This is a genomic window from Streptomyces sp. NBC_00846, assembly GCF_045207325.1.
Classification (GTDB): Bacteria; Actinomycetota; Actinomycetes; order Streptomycetales; family Streptomycetaceae; genus Streptomyces.
In genome coordinates, this window is record NZ_CP108846.1 from 2,116,987 (window position 1) to 2,137,428 (window position 20,442).

Below are 20,442 nucleotides of genomic sequence, written 5' to 3' on the forward strand. Positions count from 1 at the left end.
TGACCGGGTACACCTGCCGGAGATCGATCTTCTACATGTGTACTCGGTCTGTTTTTTGACCTGGTCTTGAATATAATCGTTCGCGGTCGCCCTCGTAGGTACCGGAAAATGGGTCGACTCCCGACCTCTGCCGACTCCGAGAGAGACGCGTGCTCATAAAACTCCTGCGGGCCTATCTCGGTCCGTACAAGAAACCCATCCTGCTGCTGGTCCTTCTCCAACTCCTGCAGACCTGCGCCAGCCTGTATCTGCCCACCCTGAACGCCGACATCATCGACAACGGTGTCGTCAAGGGGGACACGGGCTACATCCTGGAGTTCGGCGGCATCATGATCGCCGTCAGCATCGGCCAGGTGGTCTGCAACATGGGGGCCGTCTTCTACGGCGCCCGCACCGCGTCCGCCCTCGGCCGTGATGTCCGGGCGTCGATCTTCGACCGGGTGCAGTCGTTCTCCGCACGCGAGGTCGGGCGGTTCGGCGCGCCCTCGCTGATCACGCGTACGACCAATGACGTCCAGCAGGTCCAGATGCTGGTGCTGATGACGTTCACCCTGATGGTCTCGGCGCCGATCATGTGCGTCGGCGGCATCATCATGGCGCTCGGCCAGGACGTCCCGCTGTCGGCGGTGCTGCTCGCGGTGGTGCCGGTGCTCGGCATCGCGGTGAGCCTGATCGTCAAGCGGATGCGGCCGCTGTTCCGCACCATGCAGGAGCGGGTCGACACCGTGAACCGGGTGCTGCGTGAGCAGATCACCGGCAACCGTGTCATCCGCGCCTTCGTCCGTGACCGTTACGAGGAGGAGCGCTTCCGCGGTGCCAACAACGAGCTGACCGATGTGGCGCTGTCCACGGGCCGGCTGATGGCGCTGATGTTCCCGACCGTGATGACGGTCGTGAACGTGTCCTCGATCGCCGTGGTCTGGTTCGGTGCCCACCGCATCGACAGCGGCGGCATGGAGATCGGCGCGCTGACCGCGTTCCTCGCCTATCTGATGCAGATCGTCATGTCGGTGATGATGGCCACCTTCATGTTCATGATGGTGCCGCGCGCCGAGGTCTGTGCCGAGCGCATCCAGGAGGTCCTGGAGACCGAGTCGAGCGTGATTCCGCCCGTCAAGCCGGTGCGCGAGCTGCGCGCCCACGGTCATCTGGAGGTCCGCGGGGCGGACTTCCGCTATCCGGGCGCCGAGGAGCCGGTGCTGCGGTCGGTGAATCTGGTGGCCCGCCCCGGCGAGACGACCGCGATCATCGGGTCGACGGGCAGCGGGAAGTCGACGCTGCTCGGGCTCGTACCGCGGCTGTTCGACGTGACGGACGGCCAGGTGCTGGTCGACGGCACGGACGTACGGACGCTGGAGCCGACGCTGCTGGCGAAGACCGTGAGCCTCGTGCCGCAGAAGCCGTATCTGTTCTCCGGGACGGTCGCGACGAATCTGCGGTACGGGAACCCGGACGCCACCGACGAGGAGCTCTGGCACGCGCTGGAGGTCGCGCAGGCCAAGGAGTTCGTCGAGGCGCTGGAGCACGGTCTGAACGCGCCGATCGCGCAGGGCGGCACGAATGTCTCCGGGGGGCAGCGGCAGCGGCTGGCGATCGCCAGGACGCTGGTGCAGCGGCCGGAGATCTACCTCTTCGACGACTCGTTCTCCGCGCTCGACTACGCGACCGACGCCGCACTGCGCGGGGCACTCGCGCAGGAGACGGCCGAGGCGACCGTGGTGATCGTGGCGCAGCGGGTGTCCACCATCCGCGACGCCGACCGGATCCTGGTACTGGACGAGGGCCGGGTCGTCGGCTCCGGCACCCATCACGAGCTGATGGACGGCAATGAAACGTACCGGGAGATCGTGCTCTCCCAGCTGACGGAAGCGGAGGCCGCGTAATGGCCGGTCCTGGCGGACGCATGACGGCGGGCGAGGCGCCGACCGACCGGTCCATGGACTTCAAGGGGTCCTCGAAGCGGCTGCTGAAGCGCTTCGCCCCGGAGAAGGCGCCGCTGTACGTGATGCTGGCGGCCTGCGTGGCGAGCGTCGGGCTGTCGGTGGTCGGGCCGAAGATCCTCGGCAGGGCGACCGACCTGGTGTTCGCCGGGGTCATCGGCCGGCAGATGCCCGACGGCACGACGAAGGAACAGGCCGTGGAGGGCCTACGCAAGGCCAACAGCGGCCTCGCCGACATGCTGTCCGGGGTGGACTTCGTCCCCGGGCACGGCATCGACTTCGGTGCGGTGGCCGACGTACTGCTGGTGGCGCTGGCGGTCTATGTCGGTGCGGGGCTGCTCATGCTGGTGGCCACCCGACTGTCGATCCGGATCATCAACCGGGTCGTGTTCCAGCTGCGTGAGGACATTCAGACGAAGCTGTCGCGGCTGCCGCTGTCGTACTTCGACCAGGCCAAGCGCGGCGAGGTGCTCAGCCGGGCGACGAACGACATCGACAACATCTCCCAGACGATGCAGCAGACGTTGGGTCAGCTCATCAGCTCCCTGCTCACCATCGTCGGCGTGCTGATCATGATGTTCTGGGTCTCGCCGCTGCTGGCGCTGGTCGCGCTGGTGACGGTGCCGCTGTCGGTCGTCGTGGCCGCGAAGGTCGGCAAGCGGTCGCAGCCGCAGTTCGTGCAGCAGTGGAAGGTGACGGGCAAACTCAACGCCCACATCGAGGAGATGTACACCGGGCACACCCTGGTGAAGGTCTTCGGGCGGCAGGAGGAGTCCGCACGGGACTTCGCCGAGCAGAACGAGGCACTGTACGAGGCAGGCTTCAAGGCGCAGTTCAACAGCGGGATCATGCAGCCGCTGATGATGTTCGTCTCCAATCTGAACTATGTGCTGATCGCCGTCGTGGGTGGCCTGCGGGTCGCTTCGGGTTCGCTGTCGATCGGTGACGTGCAGGCGTTCATCCAGTACTCGCGGCAGTTCTCGATGCCGCTGACCCAGGTCGCCTCGATGGCGAACCTGGTGCAGTCGGGTGTCGCGTCGGCCGAGCGCATCTTCGAGCTGCTGGACGCCGAGGAGCAGAGCGCCGACCCCGCGCCCGGCACGGGCGAACGCCCGAAGGAGCTGCGGGGCAACGTCTCGCTGGAGAAGGTGTCGTTCCGTTACGACCCGAAGAAGCCGCTCATCGAGGATCTCTCGCTGAACGTCGAGCCGGGCCACACGGTCGCGATCGTCGGCCCGACCGGCGCGGGCAAGACCACGCTCGTCAATCTCCTGATGCGGTTCTACGAGGTGACGGGCGGGCGGATCACCCTCGACGGGGTCGACGTGGCGAAGATGTCGCGCGACGAACTGCGGTCGGGAATCGGCATGGTCCTCCAGGACACCTGGCTGTTCGGCGGGTCGATAGCGGAGAACATCGCGTACGGCGCTTCGCGCGAGGTCACCCGGGAAGAGATCGAGGAGGCCGCGAGGGCCGCCCACGCCGACCGCTTCGTCCGCACCCTGCCGGACGGTTACGACACGGTGATCGACGACGAGGGCTCCGGCGTCAGCGCGGGCGAGAAGCAGCTGATCACCATCGCGCGGGCGTTCCTGTCCGACCCGGTGATCCTGGTGCTCGACGAAGCGACGAGTTCCGTCGACACCCGTACCGAGGTGCTGATCCAGAAGGCGATGGCGCGCCTGGCGCACGGTCGTACGAGCTTCGTGATCGCGCACCGGCTCTCCACCATCCGGGATGCCGACATCATCCTGGTGATGGAGAACGGCTCGATCGTCGAACAGGGCACGCACGACGAACTGCTGGCTGCCGAGGGGGCGTACGCCCGGCTGTATTCGGCGCAGTTCGCGCAGGCGGTCGCCGAAGTCGACTAGGGGGCACGGCCGCAGACATGACGGGGCCCGTACCGCCGGCCGGCGGTACGGGCCCCGTCACGCGTGATCAGTCGAGGTAGCCGCGGAGTTGGTCGGCGTGGGCGTGGTCCCGCAGCTTGTTGAGGGTCTTGGACTCGATCTGGCGGATGCGTTCGCGGGTCACGCCGAAGATCCTGCCGATCTCCTCAAGGGTGCGGGGCCGCCCGTCGGCCAGCCCGTAGCGCAGCTGGACCACCTTCCGCTCACGCTCGTTGAGGGTGGAGAGCACCGCTTCCAGGTGCTCGCGCAGCAGCAGGAACGCGGCGGACTCGACCGGGGACGCGGCGTCGCCGTCCTCGATCAGGTCGCCGAGGGCGACGTCGTCCTCCTCGCCGACCGGGGCGTGCAGCGAGACGGGTTCCTGGGCGAGTCGCAGGACTTCGCCGACCCGCTCCGGGGTGAGGTCGAGCTGGTCGGCGACCTCCTCGGGCGTCGGCTCGTAGCCGCGCTCCTGGAGCATCCGGCGCTGGACGCGTACGACCCGGTTGATCAGCTCGACGACATGGACCGGGACCCGTATGGTCCGCGCCTGGTCGGCGAGGGCGCGGGACATGGCCTGACGGATCCACCAGGTCGCGTACGTCGAGAACTTGTAGCCCCGGGCGTAGTCGAACTTCTCGACCGCCCTGATCAGTCCGAGGTTTCCCTCCTGGACGAGATCGAGCATGGTCAGTCCGCGGCCGACATAGCGTTTGGCGACGGAGACGACGAGGCGGAGGTTGGCCTCGATGAGACGGCGCTTCGCCATCCGCCCCATGACCACCAGCCGGTCGAGGTCGACGGCCAGCCGGGTGTCCGGGTCCGGGGTGCCCGCGAGCCGTTCCTCGGCGAAGAGTCCGGCCTCGACGCGGCGGGCGAGCTCCACCTCGTCGGCTGCGGTGAGGAGCGAGATCCGGCCGATCTCCCGCAGATACTGGCGGAAGAGGTCGGAGGACGGGCCGGCGGTCTCGGGGCGGCCCCTCGGCTCCGGGGGTTCGGGCACCTCCGGCGGCTCCTCCATGAGTGCCTCGGGTGGGTCGAACGGTGTCTGCGGCCCCACCACGGCCTCCGGATGACGCATGGCCCGGTTCTGCGCGGGGATGGCCGAGACATGCTCGGTTTCGGTCACGGTCCGGGTCTGCACGGGGGCGACCTCCAGGTGATCGCTGCCGGATCGCGGGGATGGTGGACCACCGTTCGGTGGGCCGGCCGCGCTCCGATGACTCAGGCACCGCCCCCCAGTGTGGGGGAAGACACAGCGCCGCCACGAGGGGCGTGCGGGGACTTTCTGCGTCCGGTCCGTGACCGGCCGGTTACGGGGACGGGGCCGGGGACGGGTGTGTCCTTCCGGCCCGCCCGGCGATCGGGACCTGTCCGGCGATCGGGACCCGTCCAGCGATCAAGGAGGAACGGCGATCGAGACCCTTGCGGCAATCAAGGACGCAACGGCGGCCGGCGGGCCGGCCGGCCCCGGCACGCCTGCACGGCCACGGGGCGCGCGGAAGCCCCGGTTCAGAGCGCGTCGGCGCCGTTGTTGCGCAGGGACTGGGCGTACTGCTGGAGGACCCAGACCTCGTTCTGCGCGGCCGCCAGATGGTCCGGGGCGACATTGCTGCCGAGGCGGGCGAGGCTGCCCTGGACGTCGTTGATCCGGCGGTCGACGGCGCGCAGGCGGACCTTGACCAGATGCTCGCCCGCGTACGCCTCGTCGATGGACTTGCCGTGGAAGACCTCGACCGCCAGCTCGGTGACCAGCTTGCGCACCGTGTCGTTGGGGGTCGCGTCGAGCACCTGGACGAGGTACTCGCGGGTCTCGGGGACGCCCAGCTCCGCGCCGCCCGCCTCCGCGATGCACTGACGGACCGCGGCGTACGGCGGGGCGGTGAACTCGTCCACCCCGTAGGCGTCGAAGGCCGGGGAGACCAGGGCGGGCCGCTGCAGGGCGAGCTTGAGCAGCTCGCGCTCGGTGCGGTGCGCCGGGCTGCGGAGGTTGAGCGCGGGGCCGGAGGGGACGGCGGGGGCCCGGACCTGCTGGGGCTGCGCGCCGGGGCGGGAGGAGGCCGGCTCCGGTCCTCGCCGGTCGCCCCGCCCGCGGGCCCACTGGGCGAGCTGATTGACCCGGTGCACGACGTACTCCTGGTCCAGGATGCCGACGAAGCCGGCCAGCTGGACGGCGACCTCGCGCTGCACGCTGCCCGTCTTGATCTTGGCGACGACGGGCGCCGCCTCGTCGAGCGCGGCGGCGCGGCCCGCCGGGGTCTCCAGGTCGTACCGGCCGACGATCTGGCGGAGCGCGAACTCGAAGAGCGGCGTGCGGGGTTCGACCAGGTCGCGGACGGCCTCGTCGCCCTTGGCCAGGCGCAGATCGCACGGGTCCATGTTGTCCGGGGCGACCGCGATGTACGTCTCGGCGGCGAACTTCTGGTCGTCCTCGAAGGCTCGCAGCGCGGCCTTCTGGCCGGCCGCGTCACCGTCGAACGTGAAGATCACCCGGGCGCTGCCGTTGTCCATCAGGAGGCGGCGCAGGATCTTGATGTGGTCGCCGCCGAAGGCCGTACCGCAGGTGGCGATCGCGGTGGTGACCCCGGCGAGATGGCAGGCCATCACGTCGGTGTAGCCCTCGACGACCACGGCCCGGCTGGCCTTCGCGATGTCCTTCTTCGCCAGGTCGATGCCGTAGAGCACCTGGGACTTCTTGTAGATCGCGGTCTCGGGGGTGTTGAGGTACTTCGGTCCGTTGTCGTCGTCGCGCAGCTTGCGGGCGCCGAAACCGACGACCTCGCCGGAGGTGTCGCTGATCGGCCACATCAGCCGGCCGCGGAAACGGTCGATCGGGCCGCGCCTGCCGTCCTGGGAGAGGCCGGAGGCGATCAGCTCCTTGTCGCTGAAGCCCTTGCCGCGCAGATAGCGGGTGAGGTGGTCCCAGCCCGCCGGGCTGTAGCCGACGCCGAAATGGGCGGCCGCCGCCTGGTCGAAGCCGCGCTCGGCGAGGAACTTCCGGCCGATCTCGGCCTCGGGGCCGTCCAGCTGCTCCACGTAGAACTGGGCGGCCACCTTGTGCGCCTCGACCAGCCGGATGCGCTCACCGCGCTGGTGGGAGGGGTTGTAGCCGCCCTCCTCGTACCGCAGGGTGATGCCCGCCTTGGCGGCGAGCCGCTCGACCGTCTCGGAGAACGAGAGATGGTCGATCTTCATCACGAAGGCGATCGTGTCGCCGCCCTCCTGACAGCCGAAGCAGTGGAAGAGACCCTTGCTCGGGCTGACCTGGAAGGAGGGGGACTTCTCGTCGTGGAACGGGCAGAGGCCCTTGAGGTTGCCACCGCCCGCGTTGCGCAGCTGGAGATACTCGGAAACGACGGCGTCGATCGGGACCGCGTCCCGTACCGCCTTCACATCGTCGTCATTGATCCTGCCTGCCACGGGTGAAGTCTACGGGTGGGGTACGACAGCCGTGCCGCGCGCCGATGTGATCCGTGGAACCGGGCGGGGCGCAGCCCGGCCCGGCCCCGCCCGTCGGTGCGGCCCGGCTCCGTTCAGGTCAGTCCCCCTGATCCCTTTCGGGTACGCCTTGCTGGCGTGAAAACATGATCGCGGTGCCTGCCCGCCGACCCCGATGTCTCGTTGGGACGTTGAGCCCGTAGGTCAGTCTGGCGCCGGGACCGCAGAGGGGCCACGCACTGTTGCCTTCGAGCACGCCGGTCAGATTCTCGCTCCCCCAGCGGTCCCACGGGCAGGCGCCGTTCTGTTCGCGGACACGAGGACTGAGGGGAGCTGTCCATGGCCGAGGCCGAGGACCGTGAGGACGTCGAGGAGATCGAGCAGGCCGCCGAGCTGGTGGAACGCGTCGCCGCGATCGATATCGCCAAGGCGTCCGGGATGGTCTGCGTGCGGGTGCCGCACGAGGACAAGCCGGGCAAGCGCGTCCAGCGGGTCTTCAACACCGTCGCGACATCCGGCGCGATCCTGGAGCTGGCCGACCACCTGATCTGCCAGGGCGTCACCCGGGTGGTGATGGAAGCGACCTCGACATACTGGAAGCCGTACTTCTTCCTCCTCGAATCCCGAGGACTGGAGTGCTGGCTGGTCAACGCCCGGGACGTCAAGAACGTCCCCGGCCGGCCCAAGACCGACCGCCTGGACGCGGTCTGGCTGGCCAAGCTCACCGAACGCGGCATGCTCAGGCCCTCCTTCGTACCCCCGAAACCCATCCGTGAACTCCGCGATCTCACCCGGGCCCGGGCGGTGATGACGCACGAGCGCACCCGTCACAAGCAGCGAACCGAGAAGCTCCTCGAAGACGCCCAGATCAAGCTCTCCACCGTGATCGCCGACATCTTCGGCGTCTCCGGCCGGGCAATGCTCGAAGCACTCATCGCCGGGGAACGCAGCCCCAAGGCCCTCGCGGACCTGGCCCACGGCACCATCAAGGCCAGCCACGCCACCCTGGCCGAATCACTGACCGGCCGTTTCGAAGAACACCACGCCTTCATGTGCCGGATGCTGCTGGACACCGTCGACTACCTCACCGTGCAGATCGACAAGCTCACCGCCCGCATCACCCTGCGCCTGGCCGGACTGTCCACCACCGAGGACGACGAGGGCCCCGGACAGGGCACCCTCATACCGATCACCGACACCGAACGCCTCGACGAAATCCCCGGCATCGGACCGGGCACCGCGCAGGTGATCCTCGCCGAGACCGGCCTGGACATGAGCGTCTTCCCCACCGCCGGGCACCTGGTCTCCTGGGCGAAACTCTCCCCACGCACCATCCAGTCCGGCGGCAAGAACACCTCCGGACCCACCGGCAAGGGCAACCCCTGGCTCCGCGGGGCCCTCGGCGAAGCAGCGATCTCCGCCGCCCGCACCGACACCTTCCTCGGCGCCCGCTACCGCCGCATCGCCAAACGCCGCGGCCACATGAAAGCCCTGGTCGCCGTCGCCCGCTCCATCCTGGTCTCCGTCTGGCACCTCATGAGCGACCCCACCGCCCGCTACCGCGACCTCGGAGCCCACTTCCACACCCGCAACCTCGACCCCACCCGCAAGACCCGCGACCTCGTCCGCCAGCTCGCCGCCCTCGGCCACGACGTCACACTCACCCCGGCCGCCGCCTGACCGAACCCGCCGAAGCCCCCGCAAGCAGCCCCTCGACGTCACCGACCAGGGGCTACCTCGCCGTACCCGTCTCACCGTGGAGTTTTCCGGTCAGGGAGGTCAGTGGTACCGACGGGTCCGCCAGTGCGTCCGGGTCGATCTGCCGGTCGGACCGGATCAGTTCCTGCACGGCGTCGGTGACATCCCACACGTTGACGTTCATCCCGGCCAGCACCTTGTGGTCCTTCAGCCAGAAGGCGATGAACTCGCGCTTCCCCGCGTCGCCACGGATGACCACCTGGTCGTAACTGCCCGGCGGCGCCCAGCCCGAGTATTCGAGGCCGAGGTCGTACTGGTCGGAGAAGAAGTACGGCACCCGGTCGTAGCCGACCTCCTGGCCGAGCATGGCGCGGGCCGCGGCCGGGCCGCTGTTCAGCGCGTTCGCCCAGTGCTCCACGCGCAGCCGGGCGCCCAGCAGCGGATGGGCCACGTTGGCGACGTCCCCGGCCGCGAAGATGTGCGGGTCGGAGGTGCGCAGCGAGGCGTCGACGGCGATGCCGCCGCCGTCCTTGCGCGCGGCCATGGCGAGCCCCGCGGCTTCGGCGAGACCGGTGCGGGGGGCGGCGCCGATCGCGGCGAGCACGTCGTGGGCGGGGTACTCCTCGCCGTCGTCGGTGCGGACCGCGAGGACCAGGCCGTCCTGGCCGATGATCTCGGTGAGACGGACACCGAAGTGGAAGCGGACACCGTGGTCGCTGTGCAGATCGGTGAAGATCTGGCCCAGTTCGGGGCCGACGACATGGTGCAACGGGGTCGGCCCCGATTGGACGACGGTGACCTCGGCACCGTACTCGCGCGCCGCCGCCGCGACCTCCAGGCCGATCCAGCCGGCCCCGGCGATCACCAGGTGGCCGTTGTCGCGGCCGAGGGAGGTCAGCACGTTGCGCAGCCGGTCGGCGTGGGCGAGGCGGCGCAGATGGTGGACGCCGGCCAGGTCCGTACCCGGAATGGGGAGGCGGCGCGGCTCGGCCCCGGTGGCGAGCAGCAGCTTGTCGTAGTGGACGACGGTTCCGTCGCCGAGCTGTACGGAGCGGCCCGCCCGGTCGAGGACGGTGACGGGCTGGCCCAGATGGAGCTCGATGTCGGCGCCCGCGTACCAGGCCGTCTCGTGGACGAAGACGCTGTCCCGTTCCTCCTTGCCCAACAGGTAGCCCTTGGAGAGCGGCGGCCGTTCGTACGGATGGTCGCGTTCGTCGCCGAGAAGGATCACCCGGCCGCTGAAACCCTCCGTCCGGAGTGTCTCGGCCGCCTTCGCTCCTGCCAGTCCTCCGCCGACGATGACGAACGTCCGATGTGCGTCGACCACGTGATGCCTCCTCGGTGCTTACTGCGCGGGGCCCGACTGCGAGCGTCCCGCACGCAGCGTGATGGCGAAAGAGGGTGTACACCGATCAGGTCACACCCAGTGGTCGTGGGCAAGCCCGCGGACGAGGCCGGGAGGCGGTGACCGCCGGGCGCACGCGGTCGTACGCGGCGTGGTCCGGCCGCGTGGACGGGACCTCCGGTCAGCGGCGGCGTCTGGTGAGGGATGCGTGCAGGGAACGCGCCGAGGCGTCGGTCAGGGCGGCGATCTGGTCGACGAGGACCCGCTTGCGGGCCCGGTCCCCGGCGGCGGCGTCGAACAGTGCCCGGAACTGCGGCTCCAGCCCCTCCGGGGCGCGTGCGGTCAGCGCGGCGGCCAGTTCCGCGATGACGATCCGCTGGTCGGCGCGGATCGCCTCCTGCTCGGCGCGCTGCATGACGTACCGGTCGGCGACCGCCTTGAGGACGGCGCACTCGTTGCGTGTCTCGCGGGGAACGACGAGCTCGGCCGCGTACCGGATCAGCCGGCCCGTCCCGTACCTCTGCCGGGTGCCGGTCTCGGCCGCGAGGCAGAACCGGCCGATCAGCTGGCTCGTGGCGTCCTTCAGCCGGGCCTGGGCGACGGCGGACCCGTCGTAGCTGTGCGGCCACCAGTCCTGGGCGATGAGCCGGTCCAGGGCGTCGGACAGCTCCTCGGGGTCGGTGTCCGCCGGGACGTAGCGGCCGATGGCGACCGCCCAGATCGCGTTCCGCTCGGGCTCGGCGTAGAGGCAGTTGGGGTCGATGTGCCCGGCGTGCAGCCCGTCCTCGAAGTCGTGCACGGAGTACGCGACGTCGTCGGACCAGTCCATGACCTGGGCCTCGAAGCACTTGCGGTCCTTCGGGGCGCCGTGCCGGGCCCACTCGAAGACGGGCAGGTCGTCCTCGTACACCCCGAATTTCGGCGAGCCGGGGTCGGTGGGGTGTCCGCCGCGCGGCCACGGGTATTTGGTGGCGGCGTCCAGCGCGGCGCGGGTCAGGTTGAGTCCGACGCTGACCAGCTCGCCGGTCCGGGTGTCGGGCACGAACCGCTTCGGTTCGAGCCGGGTCAGCAGGCGCAGCGACTGGGCGTTCCCCTCGAAGCCTCCGCAGTCCGACGCGAAGTCGTTGAGCGCCTGCTCCCCGTTGTGTCCGAACGGCGGGTGGCCCAGGTCGTGGGCCAGGCAGGCCGCCTCGACCAGATCGGGGTCGCAGCCGAGCGCGGCCCCCAGCTCGCGGCCGACCTGGGCGCATTCCAGGGAGTGGGTGAGCCGGGTCCGCGGGCTGGCGTCCCAGGCGTTGCTGCGGGTGCCGGGGGTGACGACCTGGGTCTTCCCAGCGAGCCGGCGCAGTGCGGCGGAGTGCAGGACCCGGGCGCGGTCACGCTGGAACGCGGTACGCCCGGGCCGTTTGTCCGGCTCGGTGTCCCAGCGCTCGGCGTCGGCGGCACGGTAGGGGGCCATGCCGTGGTCCTGGGTGCCGTGGGTGCACTGGGTGCCGTGGGTGCACTGGGAATCCTGCGTACCGTCCATGGTTCCGACAGTAAACGGCCGGACCGACAGGACGGCTCAGCTGGTGCCGACTCCGTCGTGCGCCAAGGACGCGAGGGCGGGATTGCCGCATCGGTGCGCGGGAGCGAGGGCCGCTCACCGGGGGCGTCGCATCGAGCGGAGTGATCGGAAACGGTAACGAAATCAACGAAATAGGGAGATGGAGAACCCTTTCTCCCCGTCGGTCGTCCGATCATGTGGGACAGCGTGGACAGGGCGGGACGAGCGGGAACAGGGGAACACCCATGCGCGAGAAGCAGCCGGGACGGCTGAGAAGGCTCGGGCAGATCGGGCAGCTCGGGCGGTTTCGGCCGCGGTGGCCGCGGACGCGGCGCGGGCAGCGGCGGGCCGTACAGGGGGTGATGGTCGCCTGCCTGGTGGCGCTGGCACCCGCGACCTGGATGTACTCCGTCGCCGACGCCCGGGTCAGGACGACCGCGGACGCGCCCGCGCAGCAGGTCGCCGTGATGTTCGGGGCCGGGCTCTGGCAGGGCAAGCCGTCGCCGTATCTCGCGAACCGGCTCAAGGCCGCCGCCGAGCTGTACCGGGGCGGGAAGGTGAAGGTCGTGCTCGTGACCGGTGACAACAGCCGCGAGGAGTACGACGAGCCGGACGCCATGCGCACGTATCTCAGGGAGCAGGGCGTGCCGGACGAGCGGATCGTGAGCGACTTCGCCGGGTTCGACACCTGGGACTCGTGCGTCCGGGCCAAGAAGATCTTCGGGGTGGACCGCGCGGTGCTGGTGACCCAGGGGTTCCACATCCGGCGGGCGATCGCGCTGTGCCGGACCGCGGGGATCGACGCGTACGGCGTCGGCGTCGACGCCGTACACGATGCGACCTGGTACTACGGCGGGACGCGGGAGGTGTTCGCGGCGGGGAAGGCGGCGCTGGACGCCGTGTTCAGGCCGGACCCGCACTTCCTGGGCCCGAAGGAGCCCGGGATCGGGGAGGCCCTCGGGAAGGCCCTGGCGGCGGACGAGCGGTGACGGCCGCGGGTGCCGGTTCTGCAGAGTGCCGGGCCGGTTCTCAAGAGTGCCGGTTCTACAGAGGGGTGACCGGGGCGGTCTCGGCCGCGACCCAGTCGAGGTAGCGGGCGCTGCCCCGTACCACCGGGATCGCGATGACCTCGGGGGTTTCGTAGTCGTGCGCCGCCAGGAGATGCGCCTCCAGTTCGTCGTAGCGCCCGGCCGTCGTCTTGAACAGCAGCTGCCACTCCTCGGTGGTCTCGATGGCGTTCTGCCAGCGGTAGACCGAGGTGACGGGCGCGGAGATCTGTACGCAGGCGGCGAGCCGCGCCTCCACCGCGCCCTGCGCCAGGGAATGGGCCTTCTCCTCGCTGTCGGTCGTGGTCAGTACGGTCAGCCATGCCGGCGGCGTCGTCACCTTCGGGCTCCTCGGTGTCGGTCACTGGGTCATCAGGTGCCCTTCGATTGTCGGGGGCGTCGCGGCGCGGCGCAGTGCCCGGTGTCAGACGCCGTACGGACGGACGGGCGGCCTTCAGGGGCGCGGCGGAGGCGGTGGGGGTGGGTACGGGTGCTGTGGTGAGGTCCATGCGGAGAGGTTCATATGTCAACCATGGTTGAGGTCAAGGCCGGTCCGTCGGGGTCCGTCATCGCCCGTCGCGGCATACCGTGGGCCGCATGACCACTCCCCCTCCCGCGCCTTTCCCGTACGCCGAGTTCAACGGGCACCCGGCCACCGAGGCGGATCTGCGGATTCCCGCCTTCCTCGGCTACGGCCATTTCACGGCCATGCAGGTCAGGAACGGAAAGGTGCGCGGCCTCGCCCTGCATCTGGCCCGGCTGGACTCGGCGAACCAGGAGCTGTTCGAACGCCCGCTGGACGGGGAACGGATCCGCGAACTGATCCGGCACGCCCTGGACAGTGCCGGGGTACAAGACGCCTCGACCCGGGTGTACGGCTTTCTGCCGCCCGGCGATACGGAGACGACCGTCGTGGTCACGGTGCGCGGGCCGGCCCGGAAGTCCACCGAGCCGCACGACCTGATGTCCGTCCCGTACGCCAGGACCGTGCCGCACATCAAGCGTCCCGGCGAGTTCGGCCAGACGTACCACGCGCGGCTCGCCGCTCGCGCGGGTTTCGACGAGGCCCTGCTGACCCTGCCGGACGGTACGGTGACGGAGGGGGCGATCACCAACGTCGGCTTCTGGGACGGCACTTCGGTCGTCTGGCCCGCCGCCCCCGCCCTGCTCGGCATCACCATGGCGCTGCTGGAGCGGCAACTGCCCGGCGCGGGACTGGAGTCCGTACGGCGTCCGGTGACGCTGGACGGGCTGGCCGGGTACCGTTCGGCGTTCCTCACCAACTCACAGGGCATCGCGCCGGTCCGGCGGATCGACGACATCGAGTTCACGGTGGACGAGCAACTGATGAAGCACATCGGACAGGCGTACGACAGCGCGCCGTGGGACACGGTCTGAGGTCTCCCGGCGTCACGCGGGCCGACCGGCGCCCGAGGAAGGAAGGAGCATGGAGTCATGCTGATCCACATCGAAGGCTCTCGTCTCCCCGGCCTCACCTGCGGGCCCGACAGCGATTTCCCCGCCGCCCACAACATCCACGTGGCCGTGCAGCGCAAGGACAGGCCGGGCGAACTGCTCGGCCTGCACCGGGGTGACGCCCCGTCGGCCTCGTGGACCCTGAGCTGCACCGCGACCCCCACCGCGGACGGCGTCGATATCAAGGGGCCCTACGTGCAGAACCGGCTGGGTGGGCGCTTTGTCTACCTGTCCTGGGGCACGGTCGACGAGGACGGCGTCTTCAGCATGTTCCGGCGGGCCAAGCTGATGCTGGGCGACATCGATCCGGCCGTGCTCGAAGCCGCCGTGCGCTCGGGGCATCTCACCGCTCGGCTGCCTCTCTCCGATGCCAAGGGGCAGCCGCTCTGCGCCAGGGTGCGCCCGCCGGTCATCGAATGGTCCGCCACCGCGCCGTCCCGGGTGCGCCGCGTGTCCTGAGAGCGCCGCGCGGTTGCGGGAACGGCATGTCGCGGGGCGTCCGGCACGGAACCGCCCCCACCGGAGCCAGGGGGGATGGAGCCGGTGGGGGCGGCGGCCGGGGGCGGCCCGGTGCACCGTCCCGTGGGGGGCTTCAGGCGTGTGCCCGACCCCCACGAAGTCATGCGTGTGACGTACGCCACTCTCCTCCCGGATGGCATCACTCGATCGGCACCGAACGGTGAGATGCCAGCCACACTCACTTCGATCACGGCCGTGACCTGCACATATGCATCTTGGCAAGGATGCCGCGCCGAGCCGTCCGGGTGAAAGCTGACTTGGTGTCAGCAGGCATGGGCGACGGCCGGCCCGTTAGCTCGTGGTCAGGACACACCTACTCGCGCCATTGCCGGAGGAACCCCATGCGTCCTGCTCGCCCAGTGACCGGTGCCGCGGCTTTCGCGGTCACCATAGCCTCGCTCGGCCTCTTCAGCGCCGGGCAGCCCGCGTACGCGGGCGATTCCGGCACACTGCGCGCCGGTTCGGCGGCCGTACCACGGACCAACAGCGGCCCGCAGACGCAGGGCGGCGACAACGACAACGGGGACGACCCGCCCGGGGCCGCGCGCGACACCCCCTTCGGCCTCAATGTCCCCTCGCTGCTCGACTCCGTCGGCGGGCTCAACGCCTTCTCCGGGCTCAGCACCCCCTCCAGGAACGAGGACTCCAACGAGCGCGGGAACGGAAACCGGAACCCGTCCGAGGACCAGTGGGGCTCGTCCGGGCGCGACAACTCCTCGGGCCGCGACAACTCCTCGTCCGGACGCGACAACTCGTCCTCGGGCCGGGACAACTCCTCATCATCCGATCGCGACAACTCCTCGTCATCCGGCCGCGACAGCTCCTCGTCCGGACGCAACGACTCATCCGTGCCCACCGGTCCCATCGGGCGCGTCAAAACAGGCGTCGGCGGCAGTGTCCGGTCCGACACCTCCCAGATCGCGGCGGGCGCCGGCGTACTCGCCGGTGCCGCCGTCGGCGGAGCCTGGCTCCTGCGTCGCCGGGCGAGCGGCACGCAGGAAGCCGGCTGACGGAGACGGATTCACGTCTCCGTACCGCCAGGTTCCCGTCCCGGTGGCCGCGCGACCACCGGGACGGGACTGCTCCGTACCCGAACCCGTCCCCCTCCCGTCCGCGCTTCGTCACCCGGAGGACGACCGTGTCCCAGAAGGCCAAGGGCTGGCTGCTGGTCATCGCGGTGCTGGCCGGTGTCTGGCTGATCCGGCACGGCGCCGGCACCCAGCTGCTCCCGCCCCAGCCGACCACCGCGCAGGGCTTCGCCGCGGGCCCCGAGCCGCAGCCGGGGTCTCCCCTCGCCGAACCGCTGAAGCCCTCGGCACCCGTGCGCATCCGGATCCCGAGCATCCGGGTGAACGCCCCGATGATGCGGCTGGGGCTCGGGGCCGACGGCAGTCTCGACGTGCCGCCGGCCGGGAACCGCAACGTCGTCGGCTGGTACCGGGACGGCACTCCCCCGGGCTCCAAGGGCAGCGCCATCGTCGCCGGTCATGTCGACAACGCGCAGGGCCGGTCGGTCTTCTACGACCTGGGCTCCCTACAGAAGGGCAGCACGGTCGAGGTGGTCCGCCAGGACGGGCGCACCGCCGTCTTCTCCCTCGACGGGATCGAGGTCTACGAGAGCGACGACTTCCCCGACGAGCGGGTGTACGGTGCCTCGCCCTACGCCTCGCTGCGGCTGATCACCTGTGGCGGCGGATTCTCGAAGGCTACGGGCTACCGGGGCAATGTGGTGGCGTACGCGCACCTCACCGCGGTGCGGTGAACCGGGCGCACCCGGAGCGCGTCGTTCACGCCGCCCACTGGTCGAACCCCAGCTTCGCGACCAGTGAGAGCACCACGACCAGCAGAACGCCGCGGACGAACTCACTGCCCTTCCGAAGCGCCAACCGCGCCCCGATCAGCCCGCCCGCCAGGTTGAATACCGCCATCAGCGCGGCCAGTTGCCACAGCACGCTGCCCTGGTACGCGAACATCGCCAGCGCCCCGCCGTTGGTGCAGACGTTGACGATCTTGGCGGTGGCCGAAGCCGTCACCAGATCGAGGTGGAGCACCGCGGTCAGCGCCAGGACGAGGAACGTTCCGGTGCCGGGGCCGAACAGCCCGTCGTAGAAGCCGATGCCGCCGCCGACGAGCACGATCGCGGTGACGGTGCGGGCCCGGGTGACCTGGCGCCTCGTACCGTCGTCCACCGTGCTGCCGAACGAGGGCCGCAGCATCACGAACGCCGCCACCGCCAGCAGCACGACCATGATCACCGGGCGCAGCACCTCGCTGCTGATCCCGGCCGCGAAGAACGCCCCGGCCATCGAGCCGGCCAGCGCCGCGAGCCCGATCCGCAGGGCCGCCCCGACCTTGACCGGCGCCTTGCGTACGTACGTCACGGCGGCGCCCGTCGTACCGACGATCGCGACCGCCTTGTTGGTGCCGAGTACCTGCGCGGCCGGGGCATGGGGCAGTCCCAGCAGCAGGGCGGGCAGCAGGAGCAGCCCGCCGCCGCCGACCACCGCGTCGATCCAGCCCGCCGCGGCTGCCGCGAGGCAGAGGACGACCAGTGTGGTGAGTGCTATATCAGGCATGATCGCGACCTTAAGGACGCGACACGTGCCTCGTCCAACCGGTTCCGCCCGGCCCGTTCTCGCCGCGCGCCGCGGCCGTACGCTGGGCCCATGAGCCAGGGCTGGAACGCGAGCGACATCCCCGACCAGAGCGGCCGTACGGCCGTGGTCACCGGAGCCAACAGCGGCATCGGGCTGATCACGGCGCGGGAACTGGCCCGGCACGGCGCGCGCGTACTGCTCGCCTGCCGTGACGAGTCGCGCGGCAAGGAGGCCGCGTCCCGTATCCGGACGGCCGTGACCGGCGCGGACGTGGAGTTCGTACCGCTCGATCTGGCCGATCTGGACTCCGTACGCGCGTGCGCGGCGAAGCACACGCCCGACCGGATCGATCTGCTGATCAACAACGCGGGTGTGATGGCCCTTCCTTACGGGAAGACGGCGGACGGCTTCGAGAGGCAGTTCGGCGTCAACCACCTGGGGCACTTCGCCCTCACCGGGCTGCTGTTCCCGAAGCTCCTCGGCACCCCCGGGGCGCGCGTGGTGAGCGTCTCCAGCGGTATGCACGCCCTGTCCAACATCGACATGGGAGATCTCAACAGCGAGCGGAACTACCGCCGTTGGATCGCCTACGGCCGCTCGAAGACCGCCAATCTGCTCTTCGTCCACGAGCTGGCGCGGCGCCTGACGGCCGCCGGTTGCGAGGTGGTGGCCGCCGCGGCGCACCCCGGTTACGCGGCGACCAATCTGCAGACGGCGGGCGTCCGGATGGAGAACCGCAAGGCTGCGGACCTGGTGTTCCGGCTCGGCAACCGGCTCGTCGCGCAGCCCGCGTCGTCCGGCGCGCTGCCCACCCTGTACGCGGCCACCGCGCCCGGCGTGCGGTCCGACTCGTTCATCGGCCCGAAGCTGCTGGGCTGGCGCGGCGCACCGACCCCGTCCTGGCGGGCGGGCTGGACGCTGAACGATGTGGCGAGCGAGCGGCTCTGGGTGGCGTCCGAGCAGCTCACGGGGGTGACGTATCCGGTGCTCACGACCTGATGAGGACCGGATACGCCACCGCTGATCGGCGCGTTCAGGACTGCTGACCCTCGACGGCGGCCGGGTCCATCCACATGACCTCCCAGATGTGGTGGTCCGGGTCCTGGAAGGAACGGCCGTACATGTGGCCGTAGTCCACCGGCTCGTTGGCGGGCGATCCCCCGGAGTCGAGGGCGGTGTCCACCAGCTCGTCCACCTTCTCGCGGCTCTCGGCGCTGAGCGTGAGGATGACCTCGATGGACTTCGAGGAGTCGGCGATCTCCTTCTTCGTGAACTCCTTGAAGCGGGGCTCCGTGAGGAGCATGGCGAAGATGGTGTCGCTGATGACGAGACATGCGGCGGTCTCGTCGCTGAACTGCGGGTTGCAGGAGAAGCCGAGCTTGCCGAAGAAGGCCTTGGTGGTCTCAAGGTTCTTGACCGGCAGGTTCACGAAGATCATCTGAGGCATGGCTGTTCCGTTCTCTCTGGTGTTCTAACGTTTTACGACAGGTAGACGGCGGGGCTGCGCGGAACTCATCGGTACCGGCGAGGAAATTCTCCGTCCCGCGGGGTCAGGACAGGGCGAGCGGCGCGCCGCCCCGGAGCAGCGATCCGCCCAGCGGGGTCAGCGTGTGCAGGACCGAGCTGCCGTGCCGCAGCGTGTGGATCAGGCCCGCCTCGCGCAGCACACAGGCGTGCTGGCTGGCCGAGGCGAGGGAGACTCCTGCCCGGCGGGCGAGTTCGCTGGTCGTGCAGCCGCTGCCGATGGCCCGCAGGACCGTCGAGCGGGTGTGGCCGAGGAGCCGGCCGAGCCAGGGGCCCGGTTCGGCGAAGACCGGGGCGCGGGAGTGGGTGACCGGGTAGACGAGGACCGGCGGGAGTCGCGGGTCGCGCTGGACGACCGGGGTGACGCGGCAGAAGAAGGACGGCTGGAGCAGTAATCCCCGGCCGTTGAGATGGAGTTCGCGGTCCACGGGGTAGTCCGCCTCCAGCACGGGGGCCCGCCAGCGGATCATGGGCGGGAGGGAGGCGAGCAGTTCTTCCGCGCCGCCGTCCAGGAGGGCTCGGCCGCGGAGAGCACGGTCGGCCTCGACGCTGGCCTGGATGTGCGGCCAGTACGGTTCGATCGCGGCGCGGTGGTAGCTGCGCAGTGCGCCGACGAGCCGGTCGAGCGATTCGACGCGCCCGTCCTGGGTGCGGGCGCTCTCGCGGCGTCCGGCGGCCAGCAGGGCGAGTTCTGCGCGGATCCGCCCGGGCGGGGTGTCGCGCAGCGCCTGTATTCCGGCGTCGATGCCGTAGGGCTCGCCGCTTTCCTGAGATGGCGTCAGAAAGTCCGGGAAATAGCCGCGCGGTGGAATCACGGCGGACAACAGACGTACTTCACTGTTCAACCGGGGTCGGGTTTCCGTACGCCATTTCCCGAACACCGCGGGACCACGCCGGTCCCGCAGCCGATGGAAACTCAGAATGGTTTCCCACAGCGCATCGGGCCGGGTAGCCATCCGCACCTTGGAAAGGTCCACACCGGACATGTGGATACGCAGCACCGAACCCCCATTTGTTGCACCTGCAATTACCCCCGCTCAAGGGTAGGTGATCCGTAACAGCACGTCACCACGGGGTTTCGGCCAGAGGTGAAACGTCTCGCCTCCACACCCCGGCACCCGAAAGGCTGTACGTCGTCGGGTGCGAATCCGGTGCCACCGGAAGAGCGAGTGAAGGCCGTGGGGGGTTTTGCTCGTTCGGCGACGGTGCGCGACGGTGCGGCTCCGTGCCCGACGGCGGTAGGCCGGGTGCGGCCCATGGATGGGGATCCAGGGGCCGCACCCCGGTCCGTTCCGGGTCCGGCGCTCCGGCCCGCCCCGGTCCGGGTCTTTGCGCAGGGAACGAACTTTGCGCAGGGAACGAGAAAAGGCACAACGTCGAACAACTTGTTTCCCCAGAACGAAACGGAGGCGGCGGCACCC

At 69.9% G+C, this 20,442-nt stretch carries 17 protein-coding genes; 9 read left to right on the forward strand and 8 right to left on the reverse strand.

The features are described from left to right. Nucleotides 1–149 precede the first annotated feature (149 nt). Nucleotides 150–1,883 (forward strand): ABC transporter ATP-binding protein, encoded by a 1,734-nt coding sequence (locus OG936_RS09840; RefSeq protein ID WP_406493962.1) that lies wholly within the window; start codon nucleotides 150–152, stop codon nucleotides 1,881–1,883. Continuing rightward, nucleotides 1,883–3,814: an ABC transporter ATP-binding protein gene (locus tag OG936_RS09845; RefSeq protein ID WP_406493963.1), complete on the forward strand. Its 1,932-nt coding sequence runs from the start codon at nucleotides 1,883–1,885 to the stop codon at nucleotides 3,812–3,814. Before OG936_RS09840 ends, OG936_RS09845 begins: the two co-directional genes overlap by 1 nt. Nucleotides 3,815–3,881: 67 nt before the next feature. Here the strand turns inward: OG936_RS09845 and OG936_RS09850 are convergent, their stop codons facing one another. Continuing rightward, nucleotides 3,882–4,976 (reverse strand): RNA polymerase sigma factor, encoded by a 1,095-nt coding sequence (locus tag OG936_RS09850; RefSeq protein WP_406493965.1) that lies wholly within the window; start codon nucleotides 4,974–4,976, stop codon nucleotides 3,882–3,884. 368 nt (nucleotides 4,977–5,344) lie between these two features. Further along, a complete protein-coding gene (gene dnaG, locus OG936_RS09855) occupies nucleotides 5,345–7,252 on the reverse strand; it encodes a DNA primase (protein WP_406493967.1) in 1,908 nt (635 codons plus the stop codon). Nucleotides 7,253–7,609: 357 nt separating this feature from the next. On the opposite strand from dnaG, the gene OG936_RS09860 reads away from it, so the two are divergent. Further along, nucleotides 7,610–8,950: an IS110 family transposase gene (locus OG936_RS09860; RefSeq protein ID WP_406491871.1), complete on the forward strand. Its 1,341-nt coding sequence runs from the start codon at nucleotides 7,610–7,612 to the stop codon at nucleotides 8,948–8,950. Between the two features lie 52 nt (nucleotides 8,951–9,002). On the opposite strand, the gene OG936_RS09865 is transcribed toward OG936_RS09860, so the two are convergent. Further along, nucleotides 9,003–10,295: an NAD(P)/FAD-dependent oxidoreductase gene (locus OG936_RS09865; protein ID WP_406493969.1), complete on the reverse strand. Its 1,293-nt coding sequence runs from the start codon at nucleotides 10,293–10,295 to the stop codon at nucleotides 9,003–9,005. Between the two features lie 199 nt (nucleotides 10,296–10,494). Continuing rightward, nucleotides 10,495–11,841 carry a deoxyguanosinetriphosphate triphosphohydrolase gene (locus OG936_RS09870; protein ID WP_406493970.1) on the reverse strand — a complete coding sequence of 449 codons (1,347 nt, stop codon included), beginning with the start codon at nucleotides 11,839–11,841 and terminating at the stop codon, nucleotides 10,495–10,497. Between the two features lie 263 nt (nucleotides 11,842–12,104). On the opposite strand from OG936_RS09870, the gene OG936_RS09875 reads away from it, so the two are divergent. Further along, complete coding sequence (locus tag OG936_RS09875) at nucleotides 12,105–12,848, forward strand: vancomycin high temperature exclusion protein (RefSeq protein ID WP_406493972.1); 744 nt, start codon at nucleotides 12,105–12,107, stop codon at nucleotides 12,846–12,848. A gap of 55 nt (nucleotides 12,849–12,903) precedes the next feature. Here OG936_RS09875 and cutA read toward each other — a convergent pair whose 3' ends face one another. Continuing rightward, nucleotides 12,904–13,245, reverse strand: a complete 342-nt coding sequence (gene cutA, locus OG936_RS09880) for a divalent-cation tolerance protein CutA (protein ID WP_383756417.1) — start codon at nucleotides 13,243–13,245, stop codon at nucleotides 12,904–12,906. 257 nt (nucleotides 13,246–13,502) lie between these two features. Here cutA and OG936_RS09885 point away from each other — a divergent pair, with 257 nt between their 5' ends. The 4 genes from OG936_RS09885 to OG936_RS09900 all read left to right on the forward strand — a co-directional run bounded on the left by OG936_RS09885 (nucleotide 13,503) and on the right by OG936_RS09900 (nucleotide 16,662). Continuing rightward, on the forward strand, nucleotides 13,503–14,303 hold the full coding sequence (locus OG936_RS09885; RefSeq protein WP_406493974.1) for an aminotransferase class IV family protein: 801 nt from the start codon (nucleotides 13,503–13,505) through the stop codon (nucleotides 14,301–14,303). 57 nt (nucleotides 14,304–14,360) lie between these two features. After that, nucleotides 14,361–14,840: a DUF5990 family protein gene (locus tag OG936_RS09890; protein ID WP_406493976.1), complete on the forward strand. Its 480-nt coding sequence runs from the start codon at nucleotides 14,361–14,363 to the stop codon at nucleotides 14,838–14,840. Between the two features lie 401 nt (nucleotides 14,841–15,241). Then, nucleotides 15,242–15,910, forward strand: a complete 669-nt coding sequence (locus OG936_RS09895; protein WP_406493978.1) for a hypothetical protein — start codon at nucleotides 15,242–15,244, stop codon at nucleotides 15,908–15,910. A 128-nt stretch (nucleotides 15,911–16,038) separates the two neighbouring features. Next, on the forward strand, nucleotides 16,039–16,662 hold the full coding sequence (locus OG936_RS09900; protein WP_406493980.1) for a class F sortase: 624 nt from the start codon (nucleotides 16,039–16,041) through the stop codon (nucleotides 16,660–16,662). Between the two features lie 25 nt (nucleotides 16,663–16,687). On the opposite strand, the gene OG936_RS09905 is transcribed toward OG936_RS09900, so the two are convergent. Then, complete coding sequence (locus OG936_RS09905; RefSeq protein WP_406493981.1) at nucleotides 16,688–17,476, reverse strand: sulfite exporter TauE/SafE family protein; 789 nt, start codon at nucleotides 17,474–17,476, stop codon at nucleotides 16,688–16,690. A gap of 90 nt (nucleotides 17,477–17,566) precedes the next feature. On the opposite strand from OG936_RS09905, the gene OG936_RS09910 reads away from it, so the two are divergent. Then, the gene (locus tag OG936_RS09910) at nucleotides 17,567–18,496 is read left to right on the forward strand and encodes an oxidoreductase (protein ID WP_406493983.1); all 930 of its coding nucleotides are present in this window, start codon (nucleotides 17,567–17,569) and stop codon (nucleotides 18,494–18,496) included. Between the two features lie 34 nt (nucleotides 18,497–18,530). On the opposite strand, the gene OG936_RS09915 is transcribed toward OG936_RS09910, so the two are convergent. Together OG936_RS09915 and OG936_RS09920 are read right to left on the reverse strand one after the other, a co-directional pair. Beyond that, the gene (locus OG936_RS09915; protein WP_406493985.1) at nucleotides 18,531–18,944 is read right to left on the reverse strand and encodes a VOC family protein; all 414 of its coding nucleotides are present in this window, start codon (nucleotides 18,942–18,944) and stop codon (nucleotides 18,531–18,533) included. 103 nt (nucleotides 18,945–19,047) lie between these two features. After that, a complete protein-coding gene (locus tag OG936_RS09920) occupies nucleotides 19,048–20,022 on the reverse strand; it encodes an ArsR/SmtB family transcription factor (RefSeq protein ID WP_383756396.1) in 975 nt (324 codons plus the stop codon). Nucleotides 20,023–20,442: the final 420 nt, after the last annotated feature.

What these genes read in the sequence shown, in the direction of transcription:
- OG936_RS09845 (WP_406493963.1), top strand. Translation starts at nt 1,883, where the DNA reads ATGGCCGGTCCTGGCGGACGCATGACGGCGGGCGAGGCGCCGACCGAC.
- OG936_RS09860 (WP_406491871.1), top strand. Translation starts at nt 7,610, where the DNA reads ATGGCCGAGGCCGAGGACCGTGAGGACGTCGAGGAGATCGAGCAGGCC.
- OG936_RS09870 (WP_406493970.1), bottom strand. Translation starts at nt 11,841, where the DNA reads ATGGACGGTACGCAGGATTCCCAGTGCACCCACGGCACCCAGTGCACC.
- OG936_RS09875 (WP_406493972.1), top strand. Translation starts at nt 12,105, where the DNA reads ATGCGCGAGAAGCAGCCGGGACGGCTGAGAAGGCTCGGGCAGATCGGG.
- OG936_RS09885 (WP_406493974.1), top strand. Translation starts at nt 13,503, where the DNA reads ATGACCACTCCCCCTCCCGCGCCTTTCCCGTACGCCGAGTTCAACGGG.
- OG936_RS09890 (WP_406493976.1), top strand. Translation starts at nt 14,361, where the DNA reads ATGCTGATCCACATCGAAGGCTCTCGTCTCCCCGGCCTCACCTGCGGG.
- OG936_RS09895 (WP_406493978.1), top strand. Translation starts at nt 15,242, where the DNA reads ATGCGTCCTGCTCGCCCAGTGACCGGTGCCGCGGCTTTCGCGGTCACC.
- OG936_RS09905 (WP_406493981.1), bottom strand. Translation starts at nt 17,476, where the DNA reads ATGCCTGATATAGCACTCACCACACTGGTCGTCCTCTGCCTCGCGGCA.
- OG936_RS09910 (WP_406493983.1), top strand. Translation starts at nt 17,567, where the DNA reads ATGAGCCAGGGCTGGAACGCGAGCGACATCCCCGACCAGAGCGGCCGT.
- OG936_RS09915 (WP_406493985.1), bottom strand. Translation starts at nt 18,944, where the DNA reads ATGCCTCAGATGATCTTCGTGAACCTGCCGGTCAAGAACCTTGAGACC.